This is a genomic window from Luteimonas campi, assembly GCF_051162505.1.
Classification (GTDB): Bacteria; Pseudomonadota; Gammaproteobacteria; order Xanthomonadales; family Xanthomonadaceae; genus Luteimonas.
In genome coordinates this window covers 554,534-575,318 of sequence record NZ_JBNWEM010000002.1, presented here as the reverse complement: position 1 = coordinate 575,318, position 20,785 = coordinate 554,534, and the positions used below count along the sequence as shown (strand labels likewise).

Sequence of the window (20,785 nt, the reverse complement as noted above, 5' to 3'; positions counted from 1 at the left end):
GTCATCCACTCTGCGAGTAGTTGGGCAGCCGTGCCAGCTGCTGGGTGAGGAAGGAACTGACCGAGCTCATCTGCGCGACCATCGCGTCGAGCGCAGTGAACTGGCGCAGGTAGTTGGCCTTGACCTTGTCCATGCGCCGGTCGAGCGCCAGGCGGTCGTCCGCGAGGCGGTCCTGGCGGGTTTCCAGCGCCTTGGTGCGGTCGCTGATCATGCCGTCGGCGCCGAGCCAGGACTTCAGCGCGCCGGCCAGGGGCGTGCGCAGCGAACCCTCGTCGCCGAGCAGTCGCTGCAGCGCCGCCGGGTCTTCGGCCACGACCTTGTCGAAGGTGGCGCCGTCCAGGCTCAGCGAGCCGTCGACCTTGGTCTCCAGCCCCAGCGCGGCCAGCTCGGCATAGCCCTGGCTGACGAAGCCGCGCAGCGCTTGCGTGATGCCCCGCGGCGCGGCGTCACCGCTGAGCGCCGCGCCCGGGGTGCCTTCGCTGCCCGCCGCGCTCTGCGTGCGCAGCTGCGACAGGGCGGTGTTGTAGGCGCTGACGAAGTTCAGCAGCCCGGCCTTGAGCGTGCTCGGGTCGGACTTGAGTTCGAGCGCGAACGACTCGCCCGGCCTGGCCTTGGTCAGGTCGAGGGTGAGGCCGTCGATGAGGTCGCCAATGCGGTTGCTGCTGCTGGTGCGGGTGATGCCGTCGACCACCACCAGCGCGTCGTTGCCCGGATCGACGACGGTCATCGTGCCGCCGCTGGTGCCCAGTGCGGCCAGGCCGCCGTCGCCGCCGCTGGCGCTGACCGTCAGCCGGCCCTCGCTGCCGGTAGCCGTGGAGGCCAGCACCAGCACCTCGCCGGCGTCGCCGCGCACCAGGGTGGCGCTGACGCCCAGGCTGCCGGCCTGCTTGTTGATGGCGTCGCGGATGTCGGCCAGCGAGCCCTTGCCTTCGGCGATCTCGACCGTGACCGGATCGCCGTCGCCGGTGCTGATGCGAAGGCTGCCGTGGCCGAGCTGCGCGTCGGCGGCAAGCGCGGCGGACTGCAGCTTGTGGGTGCTGGCGAGGCGCTCGACGGTGACATCGTAGCGGCCGAGCGCAGCCTTGGCATTCGCGGTGGCGGTGAAGCCGGCATCCTCGGGCACGCCGACCTTGCGGCCGGGCAGCGCGCCGTCGCCGGCGAACTTGGCCAGCACATCCTGCAGCCCGGACAGCGCGCTGCTGATCTTGCCGAAGGCGGAGATCTGCGACCTGGTGGTGCTTTCGAGTCGGCTGATCCGGTTCTCGGTCGGCGCGCGTTCGGCGGCGACCAGCTGGGTCACCATCGTGTGCACGTCGAGGCCGGAGCCGACGCCTGGGCTGGAAAGGGATGCCACGGCTGCCTCCTGGGGCGGGTGGACCGGGTGGGAGCGGATGCTTCGGAAAGCCCCGGCAAGAATCGTTCCGCCGGGAAACTGACGCCATGCAGTGCCGCGTCCTGCCCTGTTGCCGGTAACGGCCGCGCGCCGCCGGCCTTTAGTCGATGAACGGCCGCGTCGTTGTGGAAGCGCGCTTGCGCGCGAAAGCATTCGCGACCAAGGTCGCTCCCACAGTGGGCGTCGAATCCATCCGCTGTGGGAGCGCGCTTGCGCTCGAAGCGTTCGCGACCGAGGTCGCTCCCACAGAGGATGAAGCAAGCTGTCCACGGAAGTACTGCAGCACCAGCTCCGGTGTCCTTCCGAAGTTCCGTGCGCGTCTGTCACGACCCGCTCCCCAGTCGAAAGAAAACCGGCCGGGGGCGGAGCCACCGGCCGGTCTGGAGACGGATCTCCGTTGAAGCGAATCAGCGCAGCAGGCTGAGCACGCTCTGCGAGGACTGGTTGGCCTGCGCCAGCATGGCGGTGCCGGCCTGCTGCAGGATCTGCGTGCGCGACAGGTTGGCGGTTTCCTTGGCGTAGTCGGCGTCCATGATCCGGCTGCGCGCGGCCGACAGGTTCTCTGAGCCGGTCTGCAGGTTGGTCACGACCGAGGAGAAGCGGTTCTGGATCGCACCCAGGTCGGCGCGCGAAGAGTTGATGGACTGCAGCGCGGCATCGACCGACTTCAGCGCCAGGTCGGCACCGCTCGTCGACGAAATATCGATTGCACTGACTGCGGTACCCGCGGCGCCAATGGTCTTGGACGTCAGGGCGGCATCGAAACCAGTCGTGAAATCGAAGCTGCCAGCCGTGCCGGAGGGTGCGACGTAGCTCATGTCCAGAGTGCCGCCGTACGTGTCGTCAGCGGCAAGACCATAATCGGCTGCGGTCGCCGCGTTGGCACCGGTAAACGCCGTGGTGATGTTGCGGCCGTCGACGGCGACCAGGTCGATGCCCGATCCGTTGTCCGTTGCACGGACGCCGGTCACGGCGGACTGCGCGTTGATGTTCTCCAGCGCGGTGGCACGGTTGCTGACGCCGTTGCCGGTGTTGGTGAGGCTGATCGTCGTGCCGTTGATCACCATTGAATCCGCGTCGTTGAGTGCGCCCGTTACCGCGGTAGGCTGGCCAGCGGCGGTCGTGGCGTTGGCGGTCACAGTAAGACCGCTGATGCCGGCGCTGTTCAGTGCCGCGGCGATCGCCTTAGCATCGTCCGCGACGCTGCCGAGGCTCACCGCATTGCCACCGACCGTCACGGTCTTCGCACTCGCAGTGTCACTGGCGGCGCCGATGCCCTGGCCGGCGACTTCGAAGCCCTGGTACGAGCCCAGGTCGCTGGTACGGGCGCTGGCGATCTGGTCGACGGAGATCGTTTCGCCTGCGTTGGCACCCACCTGGAACACGCCTGCCGCACCAGTGAACGAGCCGTCCAGAAGCTTGGTGCCGTTGAAGTTGGTGGTTTCGGCGACACGCTGGATTTCGCTTTGCAGCTGAGCGACTTCCTTCTGCAGGGCCGCGCGGTCCTCGGACGAGTTGGTGGCGTTGCGCGACTGCACGGCCAGCTCGCGGATGCGCTGCAGGTTGTTGCCGATCTCGCCCAGCGCGCCTTCGGCGGTCTGCGCCAGCGAGATGCCGTCGTTGGCGTTGCGGGCGGCCTGGTCCATGCCGCGGATCTGGGTGGTGAAGCGCTCGGAGATCGCGAGGCCGGCGGCGTCGTCCTTGGCGCTGTTGATGCGCAGGCCCGAGGACAGGCGCTGGATGGTGGTGCCGAGGTCCGCGCTGTTGGTGCTCAGGTTGCGCTGCGCGTTGAGCGACATCACGTTGGTGTTGATGACAGACATTTGAAGGTCTCCTGGATTCGGAAGTCCGGCGATTCGCGCCGGTTGGCGTCGCAGTGGCTTGCCGTGATCCGGTCCTGTCCGCTGCTGGGATGGATAACGGCGCGGAACGGCGGGCCTTTAGGGGATTTTCGACGTCGCCCCCGGTTTTTGTTCTTCTCCCATTCGCGCGAACGGCTGCTCGCAACAGGCATTTGGGCTGACGCCTCCGGTGAGGGAGTCGCCCCGACCCGGGAATTGCTTATCGGCTCGGTCAACCATCCATGGCTGACTCGCCGCCGCAGCGCATCCATGCGCTGCTCTCCGCACTCCCCGGCCCGGATCGACATCGCCATGTCATTGGCGTGGCTTCGAAACAGCCGCTCATCGAAGTGTCGCGGGTCAGCTAGCGGTGAGCCGTGCCCTGGCGGCCGGAGATCGCGCCGAGCAAGACATGGATGTCTTGCTCGCGAGTCAGGGCAGGAGGCCCTGACCGAGCGAAGAGCGATCCCCGGCCGCCAGGGCGCGGCGTCGATCCGAAGTCGAGGGCGAAGTTCTCCAAGTTGAAGTTGCGGTCGGCGCTTCCGCGTGATCGGGAGAGAAGAAATTTTCTTAGGCGCCCGTGCCCGGCTTACAGCAGGTTGAACAGCGACAGGCCCTGGATGCGCGCGGTCACCTGCTGCGCGGCCTGCAGTGCGGTGAGCTGCATCGCGAAGCGGCCGGCCGCTTCGGCGTAGTCGGTGTCGCGCAGGTCCGACAGCGTGGTTTCCAGCGCCAGCGAGGTGGCGCTGCGGCTCTCGGCGGCGTGGTCGAGCGTGGACAGGCGCGCGCCGGTGCTGGCGCGCGCGGCCAGCAGGTGTTCCTGCGCGGTGGCCAGGTCGCCCAGGCCGCCGGTCAGTGCATTGGTGAGGCGCGCCTTGTCGGCGGGGCTGTCGCCCGGGGCCTCCATGGCGTCGGCCAGTGCGCCGAGCGTGGCGAAGATGTCGCGCTGCCCGGCGCGCTCGATGGCGAAGCGGTCGCCGGCGACGGGCGCGCCATTGAGCTGCATCTGCACGCCGCCGGCGCTGATGGTCTGGCCGTCCTGCCAGGTGCCGGTGCCCACTTCGTTGCCGCCGGCATCGAGCACGCGGTAGTTGGCCCCGTCGGTGAACTCGACGGTGATGCCGCTGCCGTTCCAGCTGCCGTGGTCGGTGACGCTGGCCGAGGCCAGCACGCCGCTGCCGGCGTTGCCGGCGCCGGCGCTGCCGCGGACGATGCCGTCGCCGACTGGCACCTGCAGGAACAGCGCGCTGCCCGGGTCGGTGTCGGCCACGGCCAGGTCGGGGGCGACGTCGACGTCGTTGCGGCCGCCGTCGCCGGCGTAGGCGACCGTGCCGGCGTTGTCGGCGAACGGCACCACGCCGTCGCGGGTGCCGGCGAACAGCGCGCGTCCGGCGCCGTCGCCGCGGTTGCCGATCGAGATCAGCTCGGCGCGCAGCTGGCGCATCTCCACCGCGATGAGCCTGCGGTCCTCGTTCGACAGCGTCGGGGTGTTGGCACGGATCACCAGCTCGCGCGCGCGGATCAACTGGTCGCCGGCGTCGGCCAGCGCGTTTTCCTGCAGGCCGAGGCGACGCTCGAGATGGCCGCTGTTCTTGCCGAACTGCTCCAGCTGCGACATCGCATGGTCCAGGCGCTGCGCGTTGGAGAAAGCCGCCGGATCGTCGGCGGCGGTGACCAGCTTGCTGCCGGTGACCATCTGCTGCTGCGTCTTGGCGATGGCCTGCTGGCGCTGCAGCATGCCCTGCAGCCCCTGGTTGTGGATCTGCGCGGTGGACAGTCTCATGCGGGGGTCCTCACTGGCCTTCAGCGCACTGCGCCGAGCAGGGTCTGGAACATCTCGTCGGCGGTCTTGATGATCTGCGCGGCGGCCTGGTAGGCCTGCTGGTAGCGCAGCAGGTCGGCCGCCTCCTCGTCGAGGTTGACGCCCGACACCGATTCGCGCTCGGCGACCACCTGCGCGTGGATCGCGTCCTGCGCCTGCAGGCTGAGCCCGGCGTGGCGCGCTTCGCTGCCGGCGCGGCCGGTCATCTGGGCAAGGCCCGCGGTCAGGCCGACGCTGCCGCCGTCGAGGATGCCGTCGGTATCGACCGCGGCCAGCGCGCGCGCATTGGCGTTGTCGGACGAGCGCGGCGGCGTGCGCGCGAGGCTGAAGCGGTCGCCGGCGGCGGGTGCGCCGGCGAGCTCGAGCGACCAGCCGTTGCCGCTGATGGGCGTGCCCGGCGTCCACGCGAACGGGCCGTTGCCGTCGACCGTGTACTGGATGGCGTCGATGAACTCGACCGTCGCGCCGCCGAAGCCGGCGAATGCGGCCGCGTCGGTGATGCGCGACGCGCCGGCGGTGGCGCTGCCGAGGTTGGCCGGATCGGCGCTGGCCTGCAGCGGGCGCGCGGCGGCGACCCCGAGCGGATCGTCGAGCACCACCTTCAAGCCACCGGCGGCACCCGAGGTCGGACGCAGCGAGAACCGGTCGCCGCTGGCCGGCGTCCCGCCCACCACCAGTTCGACCCCGTCCACCACCAGCGGGTCGGCGGCCGTGCCGCTGCCGGTCATCGGCACCGGCTCGCCGCTGCCGGCGCGGGTGGCGCTCCAGCCGCCGGCCTCGAAGCGCAGTACCAGGTCGTGGCCCTTGAGCGCGCCGACGTCGCCGATCCGGGCGTCGAGGGTCGCGCTGCCGGTGTTGCCGGCGTGGCGGTCGACCCGCGGCGACGGCAGCGCGAACATGTCGCTGCCGGGTGCGCCGTTGTAGTCGACGCCGGCGCCCTGGGCCTGGTTGAATCCGTGGGCGAAGGCGGCCGCGAGCCGTCCGAGTTCGGCGCGCATCGGATCGAGCACGCGCCCGCGGAACTCGACCAGGCCGCCGATCTCCCCGCTCACCGCCGAGGCCGGCAGCTGCACCGGGCCGGCCGGGCTGTCCAGCGCGATCTGCACGCGGTCGGGGCGGTAGGGATCGGCGACGGTCGACAGCGCCATCGACCGCTGCCCCAGCACCAGCGACTGGCCGCCGGGCGTGAACACGTTGATCGCGCCATCGTCCTGTTCGACCGTGCCCACGCCCACCAGCGCGGCGAGCTTGTCGATGCGCAGCGCGCGCTGGTCGATCAGGTCGGGCGATGCGTTGCTGCCGGCCGCGACGATCTGCTTGTTCAGCGCCGCGATCTCGCTGGCGTAGGTATTGGCAGCGGCCACCTGCGCCTGGATGCGCGTGCCGACCTCGCGATCGATCGTCTCCATCTGCGCGTCCATCGAGCGCCAGCGCGAGGCGAGCTGTTCGCCCGATGCCAGCAGCTGGCTGCGCGCCGAGGTCGAGGTCGGCTCGGCGACCACCGCATCCGCGGCCGCGAAGAATGCCGACCATGGCGCCGACAGCGAGGTCGCCGAATCGGACATCAGGCTGTCGACCCGCGACGACAGCGACGACAGCTGCCCCAGCCTTCCCAGTTCGCCGCTGCTGTCGACCTGGCGCGCGAACACCAGCCCGTCGGCAAGCCGCTGCAGCGCGGCCACCTCCACGCCCTGTCCGACCCAGTGGCCGTTCTCGGACTGGGCGGGGCGGGCGGCGAGATCGACGCGCTGGCGGCTGTAGCCGGGGGTCGCGGCGTTGGCGACGTTGTGGCCGACCGTGCCCAGCGCGCGCTGGAAGGCGAGCAGCGCGGAGGTGCCGGTGCTGAGCATGCCGGTCATGGCTTATCCCCTGGGGGCGGCGGCGAGCGCCGCGACGTGGGTGGCGGCAGCGGCGGGCTGCGCGGCCGGCGCGGCGGCGTACTGGACGGGCGCGTCGCTGCGCGCCGGCAGCGCGGCCAGCGCACGGTTGAGGGTGGCGCCATTGGCGATCGCGGTGATCTTGGCGGCGTAGGACGGATCGGTGGCGTAGCCGGCCTTCTGCAGCGCGCTGGCGAAGCGGTGCACGTCGTTGCCGGTGCCGCGCGCGGCGGCGTAGCGGTCCTTGCCGATCAGGCGGGTGTAGTCGGCGAAGCTCTCCGACACCGAGCCGTAGGCGCGGAACTCGGCGCGCTCGTCCACGCGCTTGCCGCCGACGAACTCGTGGGTGCGCGCGCTCATGCGCTCGCCCTTCCAGCCGCCGGTGGCCTTGATCCCGAACAGGTTCAGCGACGAGGCGTCCTTGCGGCCGGCCAGGCGCCGGCCCCAGCCGGTTTCCAGCGCGGCCTGCGCCACCAGCGCCTTGGCCGGCACGCCGAGTTCGGCGGCGGCCTGCTGCGCCTGCGGCCAGATCGACTGGACGAAGGCCTCCGGCGAGCTGGCGTCGAAGGCGACGTCCGTGGCCGTGGCCGCATCGAAGTCGGGCGCGCGCAGCGAGGGTGCCGGTAGCGCATGGGCGTGCAGGTCCATGCCCGGCATCGACACGCCGGAACTGGACGGCGCCAGCGGCAGCATCGCCGGCATCCCGGGGGTGGCCGGGAGCGGCATCGGCGTGGCGGGCGCCGCATTGCCGGGCATGCGCAGCGGCATGGCGGCGGGTGCGGACGCGTCGCTGCCGGCGCTGCGCTCGAGCTGACGCATGATCGTCGGCGCCAGGCCCAGGCCGCGGCCCTTGGCCAGTTCGCGCGCCAGCTGCTGGTCGTACATGTCGCGGTAGCGCGTGTCGCCGCCCATCGCATTGCCCGGCGAGGCGCTGCGCATGGACTTGATCAGCATGTGCGCGAACTGCGTTTCCAGCTCGCGGGCCGCCTTCTCGATGTCCGCGCGCGGGGTGGCCTGCGCGGGCGCGAGATCGATGGAGGTGGCGGCGGGGAGGCGCATGGAAGGCGGGGATTCGGGATTAGGGATTGGGGATTCGGAAGAGCAGGCGCGAGGCGTCTGCGGCGGCGTTGCGGTGCATGTGGACGTCGATGCAAGCGCCGTGCCTGCGGGAGGCGGAAACGACAACGGGAACCGGCGCCCTGCCGATTCCCGAATCCCGAATCCCGAATCCCGGCTTCACCCTCATATCACCTCGAGTTCCGCGCGCAGCGCGCCGGCACGTTTGAGCGCCTCGAGGATGGCGACGATGTCCCCGGGCGCCGCGCCCACGGCGTTGACCGCGCGCACGATCGACTCCAGCGACGAACCGCCTTCGAACAGGAACATGCGGCCGCCGTCCTGGCTCACCTCCAGCGAGGACTGGGGCGCGACCACGGTATCGCCGCGGCCGAAGGCGCCGGGCTGGCTGACCTGCATGTTCTCGGTGACCGAGACGGTGAGCGAGCCGTGCGAGACCGCGGCGGGCAGCACCGAGACCTCGCCGCCCATCACCACCGTGCCGGTGCGCGCGTTGACGATGACCTTTGCCGCGGCCGCGCCGGGGGTGACGTCCAGCGATTCCAGCCGCGCCAGGAAGCCGACGCGGTCGCCGGGCGGCGGGGTGACCTCGATGGTCACGCCATCCAGCGCGCGCGCGCGTCCCGGGCCGAAGGCGCCGTCGATCGCGCCGACGATGCGCGAGGCGGTGGTGAAATCCGACTCGTGCAGGTTGAGGGTGACCACATCGCTGGGCGGCGCGCCGGGCACGGCGCGTTCGACGATGGCGCCGTTGGGGATGCTGCCGCCGTTGGGGGCATTGGTGGAGATGCGCGAGCCGTCGCGGCCCGAGGCGCCGAAGCCGCTGACCACCAGGGTGCCCTGGGCGATCGCGTAGACCTGGCCGTCGGCGCCCTTGAGCGGCGCCATCAGCAGGCTGCCGCCGCGCAGCGAGCCGGCGTTGCCGATCGAGGACACGGTGACGTCGATGGTCTGGCCCGGCTTGGCGAAGGGCGGCAGTTCGGCCTGGATCGCCACCGCGGCCACGTTCTTCAGCTGCGGATTGACCCCCGGCGGAATGGTGACGCCGAGCTGGTCGAGCATCGTCTTCAGGCTCTGCACCGTGAAGGGCGTCTGGCTGGTGCGGTCGCCGCTGCCGTCCAGGCCCACCACCAGGCCGTAGCCCACCAGCGGGTTGCCGCGCACGCCGGCCACCTGGGCCAGGTCCTTGATGCGCTCGGCCTGCGCCGGCGCCGCGGCGCTGCACAGCACCGCCGCCAGCACGCAGGCCAGGGCGGGGACGAGGCGGGTCGCGATCGATGTCTGCATGTTCGCGGCCTCAGTACGGGTATGCGGCGGAGTTGAAGAACCGCGCCAGCCAGCCCATGGCGTTGGAGCGCGCCAGGGTGCCGCGCCCGCCGTAGAGGATCTGGGCGTCGCCGACGCGGTCGGAGCTGATGCGGTTGTCGGGACCGATATCGGCCGTGCGCACCAGGCCTTGAATCTGCACCAGCTCGTCGCCCTGGTTCAGGCGCATCTGCTTCTCGCCGGCCACGCGCAGGTTGCCGTTGCCGAGGTCCTCGACCACGCGCACGGTGATGTTGCCGGCCAGCTGGTTGCTCTGGGCGCTGTCGCCGCGGCCGGCGAAATCGCGCGAGCCTTCGATGCCGGCCTGCAGCACCGGGCGTCCGCCGACGGTGACGCTCTGGCCGAAGATGGTCGGCGCGGCCATCTCCACCCCGCTTTCCTTGCTGACCGCGGTGGTGGCGTTGCTGCGCGCACGGGTGTTCTCGATCAGCACGATGGTCAGCAGGTCGCCGACGCCGCGCGCCTTGTTGTCCTGGAACAGCGACATCGCGCGGTGGCCGCCGCCGGCCGACGCATAGATCGAGCCGCCGCCGTGGCCGGCCGTCGCCGCGGTCGCCGGCGCGTAGCCGGGGGCGGGCCCGTATGCGGGCGCGGCGTGCGCGGCATGCGCGGGGAAGGGGCGCGCATCGCCCAGGGTGGCGGCGCAGCCGCCGAGGGCGAGCACGAGACCGCAGGCGAGGAGCGCTTTCATCGGCGTGCTCACAGCTTGTTGTTGAGGTAGGCGAGCATCGAATCGATGGTCGAGATCGCCTTGGCGTTGGTTTCGTAGGCGCGCTGGGTCTCGATCATCGACACCAGCTCCTCGACCACGTTGACGTTGGAGCCTTCCAGCGAACCCTGCACCAGCAGGCCGGTGCCGTTCTCGCCGGGTGCGCCGCTCTGCGCCGGGCCGCTGGCGCCGGTTTCCACGAACAGGTTCTCGCCCTTGGCCTGCAGGCCGGCGGGATTGACGAAATCGGCGATGGTCAGCGCGCCGACCTGCACCGGCTCGGCCTGCCCGGCCAGCTGCACGCTGACCGTGCCGTCGGCGCCGATGGTGATCGACTGCGCGCCCTCGGGCAGCTGCAGGCCCGGCTGCACCGGGAAGCCGGAGTTGGTCACCAGTTCGGCCTGGGCGTTGACCTTGAAGCTGCCGTCGCGGGTGTAGGCGGTGCTGCCGTCGGGTAGCAGCACCTCGAAGAAGCCGCGGCCGTTGATCGCCACGTCCAGCGCGCCGCCGGTCTGGCCGAGGCTGCCCTGGGCGAATTCCTTGGCGGTCGCGGCCACGCGCACGCCGGTGCCGACCTGCAGGCCGGTGGGCAGGCTGGTCTGCTCGGAGGTCGCGCCGCCGGGCTGGCGGGTGGTCTGGTACAGCAGGTCCTCGAAGCTGGCGCGGTCGCGCTTGAAGCCGGTGGTGTTGGTGTTGGCGAGGTTGTTGGAAATGACCGCCATGCGCGTCTGCTGCGCGTCGAGGCCGGTCTTGGCGATCCATAGAGCCTGGGTCATGGCGGGATTCCGTCGGTTGCGGTGGGCGCGCTCAGCGCGAGGACAGCAGGGTGTTGGCGCTGCGGGCGGTCTCGTCACCGCTCTGCAAGACCCGTACCTGCATCTCGAACTGGCGCGCCAGTTCGATCATCGAGACCAGCATCCCGGTGGCATCGACGTTGCTGCCTTCGCGCACGCCCGACACCAGCACGCTGCCACCGGCCGGAGGCGGCGGTTCGGTGCCCGGCGGCAGGCGCATCAGGCCGTCGTCGCCGCGCACCATCGCGCGCGTGTCCACGGCCACCACGCGCAGGCGGCCGGCCTCGGCCATGGTGGCCATCGGCTGGCCCTGCGGGACCACCGAGACGGTGCCGTCGCCGCCGATCTCGATCGCGTCGTAGGGCGGCAGCGCCATCGGCGCGCCGCCGGCGTCCAGCACCTGCAGCCCGCTGGCGGTGGTCAGCAGACCGTTCGGGGTGAGCCTGAGGTCGCCGGCGCGCGTATAGGCCACGCCGCCGTTGGGGTCCTGCACCGCCAGCCAGTGCCCGGGCGCGAGCGCCACGTCGAGCGGATTGCCGGTGGTGGTGCGGGCGCCGGCGGCATCGCTGACGCCGAGGTTGCGCTGCACGGTCGCCACGCGCGAGGCCAGGCCCGGCCCTTCGATCGGCGCTGCCACCGTACCGCTGACGGTGGCCTGGAAGCCGGTGGTATCGGCATTGGCCAGGTTGTGCGCGACCGACGCCTGCCCGCGCAGGGTGGCGCTGGCGCCGGTCATCGCGATGTAGAGGGATTTGTCCATGAGGAGCCGGGATTCGGGATTGGGGAGTCGGGATTGGGAGGGGCTCCGGTGGCGTCAATGCGCTGTTCCGAATCCCGAATCCCGAATCCCTAATCCCTAATCCCCTCCGCGTCAGCGGATATTGATGACGGTCTGCGTCAGCGCGTCCTGCGCCTGGATCATCTGTGCGTTGGCCTGGAAGTTGCGCTGTGCGGTGATCATGTTCACCAGCTGCTCGGTGAGGTTGACGTTGGAGGCCTCCAGCGCGCCGCCCTGGACCGCGCCGAACTCGGCGGTGCCGGCCGCGCCGCGGCGGGCCAGGCCCGAGCCGTAGGTCTCGGCCCAGGCGTTGTCGCCGATCGGCTGCAGGCCCTGCGGGTTGGCGAAGTTGGTCAGCGCCACCTGGCCCAGCGGCGTGGACACGCCGTTGCTGTAGCGCGCGGCCACCACCCCCTCGGCCGAAACCTCGATGCTGCTCAGGCGGCCGGTGGGATGGCCGTCCTGCACCAGCGCCGAGACGCCGAAGCGGTCGCCGTACTGGGTGGTGCGCTCCAGGTCCAGGGTCAGGTCGAGCGCCGCCGCGCCGCCGGGCACGGTGTGCGTGGGCAGGACGATCTCGCCGTTGGCGGGCGTGATCAGCGCGCCGGTGCTGGAGTACTGCAGCGTCTGCGGACCGCCGACGTCCACGCCGTCGATGCGCGTGTACACCTGCCACTCGTTGGGGTTGGCGGTGCGCACGAAGTACATCGACTGCGAGTGCGGCGCGCCCAGCGAGTCGAACACCTCCACCGAGGTGGTGTGGTTGTAGCTGTCTGGGTCGTTGGCGTCGAAGGGCGAGGCCGCGGGCGGGCTGGCGTTGCCCGGCAGGTTCAGCCCCAGCGAAGTCTCGCGGGTGGCGCGCGGCGGTGCGTCGCCGGTGGCCAGGCGCAGGTCGCCCATGCGGCCGGTGTCGAAGCCCTGGCCGCTGGCGTTGGGCAGGAACACCTGCAGCCGCTGGCCGGCCGGATTGACCACGTAGCCCTCGCGGTCGGCGCCGAAGTTGCCCGCGCGCGAGTAGGAGACGCCGTTGCTGCCCGACAGGGTGAAGAAGCCCTCGCCGGTCAGCGCCATGTCCAGCGACTTGCCGGTGTAGTCGACGTTGCCCTGGGCGAACTGCTGGGCCACGCGCTGCAGGCGCACGCCGGCGCCGATGGTGTTGCTGGACAGGCCGTGCGCGGTGGCGGCGAACACGTCGCCGAACTCGCCGCGCGACTGCTTGAAGCCGGTGCTGTTGGCGTTGGCGATGTTGTTGGAGGTGATGTTGAGGTCGGCCGACGCTGCGTTCATGCCGCTCAGCGAGATCAGGAAACTCATGTGTGTGCTCCTTGGCAGGAAGACGTGCTGGGACGGCGTTGGTCAGCCGATGCGATGGACCGCCGAGAGCGGGACGCTGCCCATGCCGGCGAGGTTGAGGAACAGGCCGCCCGGTTCGATCGAGACGCTGTCCACCCGCGCGTTGGCGCGGATGGGCAGGAGTTCGGCGTCCTTGGCGGAGGGGTCTCTGGCGCCGGTGACGGCGCGGAAGCTGTAGGTGCCGGCGGCGACGGCGTTGCCCGCTTCGTCGCGGCCATCCCACTGGAAGCTGGCGGTGCCCTTGTCGGCGGCCTCCACGGTCATGCGGCGCACGCGCACGCCGTCGGCGTCGATCACGTCGAGCGTGACCGGCCCCGCGGCAGCCGCGACGATCTCGCCGCTGAGCCCGGCGCCCGCAGCCAGCGGCACCGCATCGACCTCGACCAGGGCGTCGTGGCCCACCAGGGCGGCCGCGCGCAGGGTCTGGTCGGACTCCATCACGCTGGCCATGGCCGCCATCGCGCCCTGCATGCCCTCGATGCCCTGCACGGTGGAAAACTGCGCCAGCTGGCCGAGGAACTGGTTGTTGTCCAGCGGCTTGAGCGGATCCTGGTGCTTGAGCTGTTCGGTCATCAGGTGCAGGAAATCGGCCTGGCCCAGCGCGGTGCTGCGCTGGGCCTGCTGCTGGCCGAGGCCGAGCGAGGCGTAGTCGGTGCCGTTGCCAATCGTGGTCATGGTGGATCCTCGGGGCGCGCTCAGCGGCCCATGTTCAGGGTGGCCATCGCCAGTTCCTTGGCGGAGTTGAAGACCTCGACGTTGGCCTGGTAGCTGCGCGAGGCGGAGATCAGGTCGACCATCTGCGCCACCGGATCGATGTCGGGCGCGTACACGTAGCCCTGGCCATCGGCCAGCGGGTGGCCCGGTTCGTAGCGGCGCAGCGGCGCGGTCTCGCTGTCGAGTACCTCGTCCACGCGCACGCCGGCCAGCGCCGGGTTGCCGTCGATGGCAACGGCCGAGAACACCGGCTGCTTGGCACGGAACACCTCGTCCGGGTTGCCCGAGACGGAGTTGGCGTTGGCCAGGTTGGAGGCGATGGTGGACAGTCGCACCGACTGCGCGTTCATCGCCGAACCGGCGACATCGAAGATCGGCAGGTTGCTCATGGACGGGCTCCGGTCATGGCGGTCACTGGCCGGTGATCGCGGTCAGCATCCCGCGCACCTTCGACTCGACGAAGGACATCGAGGCGCGGTATTCGAGGGTGGCCTGGGCGAACACGGCGTTCTCGCGGTCGCCGTCGACGGTGTTGCCGTCCAGGCTGGGCTGCGACGAGGGCCGGGTGTAACGCGCGGCCTCGCTGGCGGCCGTGATCGCATCGCCGCCGGCCATGCTGGCCGGATGCAGCGCCGCGGACAGGGCGCTGTTGAAATCCAGGTCCTGGGCCTGGTAGCCCGGGGTGTCGGCATTGGCGATGTTGGCGCTGAGCAGCTGCAGGCGCTGCTCGCGCAGGGCTAGCGCGGTGCCGTGGATGCCAAGGAAGTCGGACATGGGCCCTCCTGGGGCGGATACGCCCGGTAAGGCAGGCAAGCGGCGTGCCAGACGCGGTGGCCACGGCCGCGCGGCGCGGGTCGACCACCCGGCGCGCGGCTGCCGCTCAGCGCCTGTGGCTGGGGAGGCCGCGCGAGCGGCAGGCGCGCAGGAAGGGGCGCATCGCGCGCCGTCCGGGTGTGCCGGCGCCCGGGGCCTGGCCGCTCGCCACTTGGGAAAGACCCGTGCTGCTTCAATGGCTTGCGGCCGCCGCCGGGCGGCGTGGCGCGCCGGCAGCGGCGAGCTGGCGGGGCCGTGCGGGCCTTTAGCCGAAGGCGCTGATACGGGCGCTCACGCGCTGCGCCAGTTCCCGCTCGGAGTACTTGGGCACGAAGTCGTCCGCGCCCACGCGCTCGACCATGGCCTGGTTGAACACGCCCGACAGCGAGGTGTGCAGCAGCACGAACAGACCGCGCAGGGCCGGGTCGCGACGGATTTCCGTCGTCAGGGTGTAGCCGTCCATCGCCGGCATCTCGATGTCGGAGATCACCATCGCATAGCGTTCGCCCGGCGGTTCGCCGTTGCGGGCCAGCGCCTGCAGATGGTCCAGCGCCTGGCGGCCGTCCGACAGCAGCACCGCCTCCAGGCCGAGCTGTTCGAGCACCACCCGGATCTGGTTGCGCGCCACGCGCGAGTCGTCCACCACCAGCACCTGGCGCGGGCCGCCGTTGCTGGCGACCGGGCTGAGGGTGCCGAGGTCGCTGCCGCGCGGGGCCGACTCGGCCAGCACGCTTTCCACGTCGATCAGCTGGATCAGCTCGCCCTGGTGGCGGGCGACGCCGGTCAGGTAGTGGCAGTCCCCGCCCAGGTCCGGCGGCGGCTGGATGTGCTCGACCGCGATATTGACGATGCGGTCCACGCCCGCGACCAGGAAGCCTTGGACGGTGCGGTTGAACTCGGTCACCACCAGGTAGCGGGGCTCCTCCGGCTCGCCGTCGCCATGGCTGATCGCGCGGGCCAGGTCCAGCACCGGAACGCTGCGGCCGCGTACGTCGGCGGCGCCGGCGAAGGCCTTGGGCAGCTGCGGCAGGGTGAACAGCGGCGGCCGCTGCAGCACTTCCTTGACCTTGAACACGTTGACGCCAAAAAGCTGACGGCTGCCCAGCCGGAACAGCAGCAGGGCCAGCCGGTTATGGCCGGCCAGGCGGGTGCGCTGGTCGATGCGGTCTAGCAGGTCCTGGCTCATGGAACAGGGTGTCGGCCGCACTGGGCGGATCTTGAGCGTCCCGGGACCGTGGATCCCCGCGATTCGCGCGACTGCATCCGAAAGCCTCGTCATCTCCGCGAATGCGGGGATCCAGCGGCCCTCGGGGCGGCAGGCGCCGACGCACGATGGACGCGCTCCGGCCTTCGGACGGGCCGCAGGGCCACGGGGGGAGGTGGTGCGCCGCTCGGGCAGACGTCCATGTCCGCACTCGCGGCCGCGGCACATCCATGTGCCGCTCGCACCACCTCCCCCCGCGTCCCTGCGGCTCGAGGGCCCGTAGTGCGTGTCTTCGGGGCCGCGGCCAGGGCGGTCCGGCGGTACGGAGCCGACGGCTGGCTGTGGCCCATGCTGCTCGCGTTGCCCGAAGGCAGGAGTCGGCGGATCGTCGAGCCAGGTCCCGGCGGTCGGTGGTCGCGGCAAGCGCGCCATGGATGGCGCGCGCCCGAGTCAGGGCACGATGCCCTGACCGAGGGAAAAGCGACCGCCGGCCGACGGGGCCTGGCGTCAGCCCGGCGTCCGGTCAGTCGGCAAGACGCGTCCGGGCACGGCGCTTGCAGCAGCGGGCCTGGAGATTCGCTACACAGGAGCAAGCCGTGCACGTCGTCGAAGCTGGCGCGCCGCGTCCCGCGAAGGCATGGGGTCATCGCATCCTCCTGATGCTGTCGCTGGTCATGCTCGCGGCGCCGGGTGCGGTTACCGCGCGGCCGATGCAGCCGCTCGACACCATTGCCGAGGCCGCCGTGGCGGCACTGGGCGCGGGCGATGCCCAATCGGCCGAAGCGGTGCTGGCGCCGACCCTCCGGCTGGCCCGGTGCAGCCAGCCGCTGCAGGCGGTCGCCACCGGGCCGACAACGGCCCAGGTGCGCTGCGCCGACAGCCCCGGCTGGCGGCTGTACGTGCCGGTGCGGGTGCGCCGCGAGGCCGAGGTGGTGGTGCTGCGCACGCCGGCGGCCAGCGGCGTGCCGATCACCGCCGACCAGCTTGTCGTCCAGACCCGCGACATCGGCGACGCCGCCGGCGCCACCTTCACCGATCCTGCCGCCCTGGTCGGCCGAGTGCCCAGTCGGGCGCTGGCCCCGGGGGTGGTGCCGACCGAGCACGACCTGTCGCTGGGGGCCCCGCTGCGCCGCGGCGACCCGGTGGTACTGGTCTCGCGCACCGGCGCGGTCGAGGTGCGGATGCCCGGGCGTGCGCTGGGGCCGGCCCAGGCCGGGGGCCGGATCGGCGTGGAAAACGTCTCCTCGCGCCGCGTCCTGCGCGGGCGACTGGTGGCCGAGGGGGTGGTCGAGCTGCTGCCCTGAACCGGCCCCGCGCCGGAATTCATGACCGGGTTCAAGTTCCCGGAGGACGCGCCGTTACAGTGCTCGACCAGGCATCCCCAGGAGCGGGCCATGACCCACAAGATCGACGGCGGCGTCCCCATCGCGCGGCCATCCGAAGCGACCAGCCGGCCGCTGCCGGCCGTGCGCGCAGGCGCGGAGCGCGGCGCGCCCGTGGCCGCCACCGAGAGCGTGCGCCTCACCGGCGAGGCCGAAGGGCTGCAGGCGCTGGAGCGCGAGCTCGGCGCGGGTCCGGCCGGCATCGACGTGGCGCGGGTGAACGCCCTGCGTGCGGCGATCTCCGACGGCAGCTATCGCGTCGACGCGCAGGCCGTGGCCTCGCGCATGCTCGACCTCGAGCACCAGCTGGGCGGCTGACGATGGACGCCGCGCTCGCCGCCGACCATCCGCTCGAGGCGCTCGAACGCGCCCTCGACGCCGAACGCCGGGCCCTGCTGGACAACGACGTCGACGCCCTGCTCGCGTCCACCGCCGCCAAGCTCGATGCGCTGCGGCGCGCCGAGTCGGCGCAGCCGGGGGCCGAGGCCGCGGCGCGGCTGGAGGCGCTGCGCCTGCAGAACCAGGCCAACGGCGTGCTGCTCTCGCGCCGCCGCCGCGAAGTGGGCTGGGCGCTGCGCCACATCGGCCGCGTCGAGTCCACCGGCGTGTACGATTCGCGTGGACAGCCGGGCGCCCGACCCCAGGCCCGCTGTCTGGGAGTGGGATGAGCGCACACGACGACGACCGGCACCAGCAGCCTCCGGCCCCGGCCGCGGGCAACATCGACTGGGCGTTCCGCACGACCGAGAACGCCGTGATCCTGCTGGACGGCGACCGTCGCCCGCTCAACATCAATGCCTCGGCGCGCGCGCTGGCGGCGCGGGCCCTGCCCGGACAGGACATCGACGCCCTGCTGGCGCTGCTGCCGGCCGAAGCCTGGTCGCAGTCGCGCGCCGACGGCCGCTGGGCCGGCGAGGTCGCCACCCCGGCCGAGGTGATCCTCGAGATCGTGGTGCGCAACGGCATCGGCCAGGGCGACGGCGTGGACCTCAACCTGGTCACCTTCGTCGACGTCTCGCTGCGCAACGCGCGCCAGGCGGAGCTGCAGCAGCGCCACGACGAACTGCAGGCCGCGCACCACCGCCTCGCCGGCACCCAGGAACAGCTGCTGCAGTCGGAGAAGATGGCCTCGATCGGCCTGCTCGCCGCCGGCGTGGCGCACGAGATCAACAACCCGATCGGCTACGTGCACTCCAACCTGGGCACGCTGCAGGAATACATGGGCGCGCTGTTCGCGCTCATCGAATGCCAGGACGAGGCGCTGCAGTCGCCCGATCCCGGCACCGCGCGCGAGGACGTGCGCGCCCAGCGCGAGCGCCTGGACATCGACTTCATCCTCGGCGACCTGCCCAAGCTGCTGGCCGAGTCGCGCGAGGGCATCGAGCGTGTGACCAAGATCGTGCAGGACCTCAAGGAATTCTCCTACGTCGGCCGCGGCGAGCCGATGCGTCCTTCCGACCTGCACAAGGGCCTGGAATCCACCCTCAACATCGTCTGGAACGACCTCAAATACAAGGTCCGGGTGGACAAGCACTACGGCGAACTTCCGCTGGTGGAATGCCACCTCTCGGAGATCAACCAGGTGCTGATGTGCCTGCTGATCAATGCCGGGCAGGCGATCGAACACCGCGGCACCATCGACATCGCCACCGGCGCCGAGGATGGCGAGGCCTGGATCAGCATCGCCGACAGCGGCTGCGGGATCCCGCCCGAGTCGCTGCCGCGGATCTTCGATCCGTTCTTCACCAGCAAGCCGATCGGCCGCGGCACCGGGCTCGGCCTGGCGATCGCCTACAGCATCGTCTCCAAGCACCATGGCCGGATCGAGGTGAGCAGCCAGGTCGGCGTGGGCAGCACCTTCAGGCTGGTGCTGCCGGTGGTGCAGCCCGAGGTCGCGGCCGCCGATCAGTAGCCGGGGTAGTCGCTGTCGGCGTTGCGCTCGTGCGAGCGGAAGGCCGCCTCGATGTGGCCGCGCAGCTCGTCGTCGTTCCACGGCTTGGTCAGGAACCGGTAGATCGAGCCGCGGTTGATCGCCTCGGTGATGGTGGCCAGGTCGGTGTAGCCCGACAGCACCATCCGCACCGTGTCCGGATACAGCTCGCGCACCTTGGCCAGGAACTCGGTGCCGCTCATGTCCGGCATGCGCTGGTCGGACACGATCACCTGCACGGTATTGCTGGCCAGCAGGTCGAAGGCCTCGCGCACGCTGTTGGCGGTGAGCACCTTGTAGCCGTCGCGGCGGAACAGGCGCGTCAGCGAGCGCAGCATGTTCTCCTCGTCGTCGAGCAGCAGCAGGGTCCGCTCGGGGTGGGTGGCGGCGAACGCCGAGGGCAGCAGGAAACGGCGCTGCACCAGCGGATCGAGCACTTCGGCGGGCAGCGCCGGACTGAACAGGTGGCCGAGGAAGAAGTCGCAGTGGTTGCGGCGCAGGAAGCCCAGTTCCGCCTCGGTCTCCACGCCCTTGGCGGTGAGCTTCATGCCCAGCCGGTGGCCCATGGCGATGATGCCGCGCACGATCGCCGCGCTGCGCGGGTCGCTGTCGACGTTGCGGATGAAGCCGCGGCCGATCTTGAGCCGGTCGAGCGGATACTGCGCCAGCGCCGCGAAGCTCAGCCCGCCCATGCCGAAGTCCTGCACCGCGAGGGTGGCGCCCAGCGCGCGCAGCCCGCCCAGGGTGTCGTGGATGCGGTGCGCGTCCAGTGCCAGCGCGCTTTCGGGCAGTTCGAACTCGAACGCGTTGCCGCGCAGCTGATGGCGGTGCAGGCGTTCGCCGATCACGTCCAGGCAGTCGGCGCGCGCCAGCAGGATGCTGTCGATGTAGACCGACAGCGTCAGGTAGTCCAGGCCGCGCTCGCGCCACTCCACCAGCTGGCGCATCGCCGCGTCGATCACCCACAGCCCGAGCTGGCTCGACAGCCCGGCGCGCTCCACCCGGCCGAGGAAGCGGTTCGGCCGCAACAGGCCGTGGTGTGGGGAATCCCAGCGCAGCAGCGCGCTGAATCCCACCAGGCCGCCGTCCTGGGCGGCCACCTGCGGCTGGAAGTAGAGCCGCATCTCGTTCTTGTCCAGGGCCTCGACGAAGCGGTCGGCGAAGCCGCCGTCGGACGTGGTCTTGGCCGCCACCCCGGAATACAGGCCGACGTTGTTGTGGCCTCCGCGCTTGATGTCGAGCAGGGCGCGTTCGGCGCTGGCGAGCAGCGCGGCGGCGTCGTTGCCGTGTTCGGGAAACACCGCGATGCCGATCGAGACCGTCACCGGCAGGGTGTAGGGCGGGATCGACAGCGGCGCTTCCATCGCGTCGCGGAACAGGTCGGCCAGCGCCTCGCCGTTGGTCTCGTTCTCGCGGTAGGCCAGGCAGGCGATGAACTCGTCGCTGGACAGCCGCCACAGCGAGGCGCCGTGCGGCATCGCCTTGCGCAGGCGCTGGCCCACGGCCGCCAGCACCTGGTCGCCCACTGCCTCGCCCATGTTGACGTTGATCAGCTGCAGCATGTCGATGTCGACGTGCAGCACGGCCAGGCTGCGGCGGCTGGCGCGCGCGCCCGCCACCGCGGCGGTGAGGCTGGGCCCGCCGGCGCCGAGCCGGTAGAGCGAGGTCACCGGGTCGAGCGGGACGCCGCTGGCTTCTTGGTCGCCGAGGTTCATGCCTGAAGGGTATCCCGTGATGGCCGTGGCTTCATTGCGCGCCATCGCCGCTGGCCC

General features: G+C 71.3%; 19 protein-coding genes. 4 read left to right on the top strand and 15 right to left on the bottom strand.

Going from position 1 to position 20,785, the window contains the following annotated elements:
* Position 1: 1 nt before the first annotated feature.
* The 14 genes from fliD to ACQYVW_RS07480 form a co-directional block, all read right to left on the bottom strand.
* On the bottom strand, positions 2-1,354 hold the full coding sequence (gene fliD, locus ACQYVW_RS07545; protein ID WP_434946549.1) for a flagellar filament capping protein FliD: 1,353 nt from the start codon (positions 1,352-1,354) through the stop codon (positions 2-4).
* Between the two features lie 446 nt (positions 1,355-1,800).
* Positions 1,801-3,192 carry a flagellin gene (locus ACQYVW_RS07540; protein ID WP_434946548.1) on the bottom strand — a complete coding sequence of 464 codons (1,392 nt, stop codon included), beginning with the start codon at positions 3,190-3,192 and terminating at the stop codon, positions 1,801-1,803.
* Between the two features lie 631 nt (positions 3,193-3,823).
* Entirely contained in the window at positions 3,824-5,017 is a 1,194-nt protein-coding gene (gene flgL / locus ACQYVW_RS07535; RefSeq protein ID WP_434946547.1) for a flagellar hook-associated protein FlgL, read from the bottom strand.
* A 20-nt stretch (positions 5,018-5,037) separates the two neighbouring features.
* The gene (gene flgK / locus ACQYVW_RS07530; RefSeq protein ID WP_434946546.1) at positions 5,038-6,915 is read right to left on the bottom strand and encodes a flagellar hook-associated protein FlgK; all 1,878 of its coding nucleotides are present in this window, start codon (positions 6,913-6,915) and stop codon (positions 5,038-5,040) included.
* A gap of 3 nt (positions 6,916-6,918) precedes the next feature.
* A complete protein-coding gene (flgJ, locus tag ACQYVW_RS07525) occupies positions 6,919-7,992 on the bottom strand; it encodes a flagellar assembly peptidoglycan hydrolase FlgJ (protein WP_434946545.1) in 1,074 nt (357 codons plus the stop codon).
* A gap of 183 nt (positions 7,993-8,175) precedes the next feature.
* The gene (locus tag ACQYVW_RS07520; RefSeq protein ID WP_434936809.1) at positions 8,176-9,297 is read right to left on the bottom strand and encodes a flagellar basal body P-ring protein FlgI; all 1,122 of its coding nucleotides are present in this window, start codon (positions 9,295-9,297) and stop codon (positions 8,176-8,178) included.
* Positions 9,298-9,307: 10 nt separating this feature from the next.
* Positions 9,308-10,027, bottom strand: a complete 720-nt coding sequence (flgH, locus tag ACQYVW_RS07515; RefSeq protein WP_434946544.1) for a flagellar basal body L-ring protein FlgH — start codon at positions 10,025-10,027, stop codon at positions 9,308-9,310.
* 8 nt (positions 10,028-10,035) lie between these two features.
* Complete coding sequence (flgG, locus tag ACQYVW_RS07510; RefSeq protein WP_434936587.1) at positions 10,036-10,821, bottom strand: flagellar basal-body rod protein FlgG; 786 nt, start codon at positions 10,819-10,821, stop codon at positions 10,036-10,038.
* A 31-nt stretch (positions 10,822-10,852) separates the two neighbouring features.
* On the bottom strand, positions 10,853-11,599 hold the full coding sequence (locus tag ACQYVW_RS07505) for a flagellar basal body rod protein FlgF (protein WP_434946543.1): 747 nt from the start codon (positions 11,597-11,599) through the stop codon (positions 10,853-10,855).
* 111 nt (positions 11,600-11,710) lie between these two features.
* Positions 11,711-12,931 carry a flagellar hook protein FlgE gene (gene flgE, locus ACQYVW_RS07500; RefSeq protein ID WP_434936591.1) on the bottom strand — a complete coding sequence of 407 codons (1,221 nt, stop codon included), beginning with the start codon at positions 12,929-12,931 and terminating at the stop codon, positions 11,711-11,713.
* 42 nt (positions 12,932-12,973) lie between these two features.
* On the bottom strand, positions 12,974-13,645 hold the full coding sequence (locus ACQYVW_RS07495) for a flagellar hook assembly protein FlgD (RefSeq protein WP_434946542.1): 672 nt from the start codon (positions 13,643-13,645) through the stop codon (positions 12,974-12,976).
* A gap of 20 nt (positions 13,646-13,665) precedes the next feature.
* Positions 13,666-14,073, bottom strand: a complete 408-nt coding sequence (gene flgC, locus ACQYVW_RS07490) for a flagellar basal body rod protein FlgC (RefSeq protein ID WP_434936594.1) — start codon at positions 14,071-14,073, stop codon at positions 13,666-13,668.
* A 22-nt stretch (positions 14,074-14,095) separates the two neighbouring features.
* Entirely contained in the window at positions 14,096-14,458 is a 363-nt protein-coding gene (gene flgB / locus ACQYVW_RS07485; RefSeq protein ID WP_434936596.1) for a flagellar basal body rod protein FlgB, read from the bottom strand.
* 304 nt (positions 14,459-14,762) lie between these two features.
* Positions 14,763-15,683 carry a chemotaxis protein CheV gene (locus ACQYVW_RS07480; protein ID WP_434936965.1) on the bottom strand — a complete coding sequence of 307 codons (921 nt, stop codon included), beginning with the start codon at positions 15,681-15,683 and terminating at the stop codon, positions 14,763-14,765.
* 614 nt (positions 15,684-16,297) lie between these two features.
* Between ACQYVW_RS07480 and flgA the strand changes: the two genes are divergently transcribed.
* The 4 genes from flgA to ACQYVW_RS07460 all read left to right on the top strand — a co-directional run bounded on the left by flgA (position 16,298) and on the right by ACQYVW_RS07460 (position 18,995).
* Positions 16,298-17,005: a flagellar basal body P-ring formation chaperone FlgA gene (flgA, locus tag ACQYVW_RS07475; RefSeq protein ID WP_434946541.1), complete on the top strand. Its 708-nt coding sequence runs from the start codon at positions 16,298-16,300 to the stop codon at positions 17,003-17,005.
* 90 nt (positions 17,006-17,095) lie between these two features.
* Entirely contained in the window at positions 17,096-17,401 is a 306-nt protein-coding gene (gene flgM / locus ACQYVW_RS07470) for a flagellar biosynthesis anti-sigma factor FlgM (protein ID WP_434936074.1), read from the top strand.
* A 2-nt stretch (positions 17,402-17,403) separates the two neighbouring features.
* The gene (locus tag ACQYVW_RS07465) at positions 17,404-17,751 is read left to right on the top strand and encodes a flagellar protein FlgN (RefSeq protein ID WP_434936073.1); all 348 of its coding nucleotides are present in this window, start codon (positions 17,404-17,406) and stop codon (positions 17,749-17,751) included.
* Positions 17,748-18,995 carry an ATP-binding protein gene (locus ACQYVW_RS07460; protein WP_434936071.1) on the top strand — a complete coding sequence of 416 codons (1,248 nt, stop codon included), beginning with the start codon at positions 17,748-17,750 and terminating at the stop codon, positions 18,993-18,995. Before ACQYVW_RS07465 ends, ACQYVW_RS07460 begins: the two co-directional genes overlap by 4 nt.
* On the opposite strand, the gene ACQYVW_RS07455 is transcribed toward ACQYVW_RS07460, so the two are convergent.
* Positions 18,989-20,728, bottom strand: coding sequence for an EAL domain-containing protein (locus ACQYVW_RS07455; RefSeq protein ID WP_434936069.1), 1,740 nt, complete (start codon positions 20,726-20,728; stop codon positions 18,989-18,991). The two genes, ACQYVW_RS07460 and ACQYVW_RS07455, sit on opposite strands and share 7 nt — an antisense overlap.
* Positions 20,729-20,785: the final 57 nt, after the last annotated feature.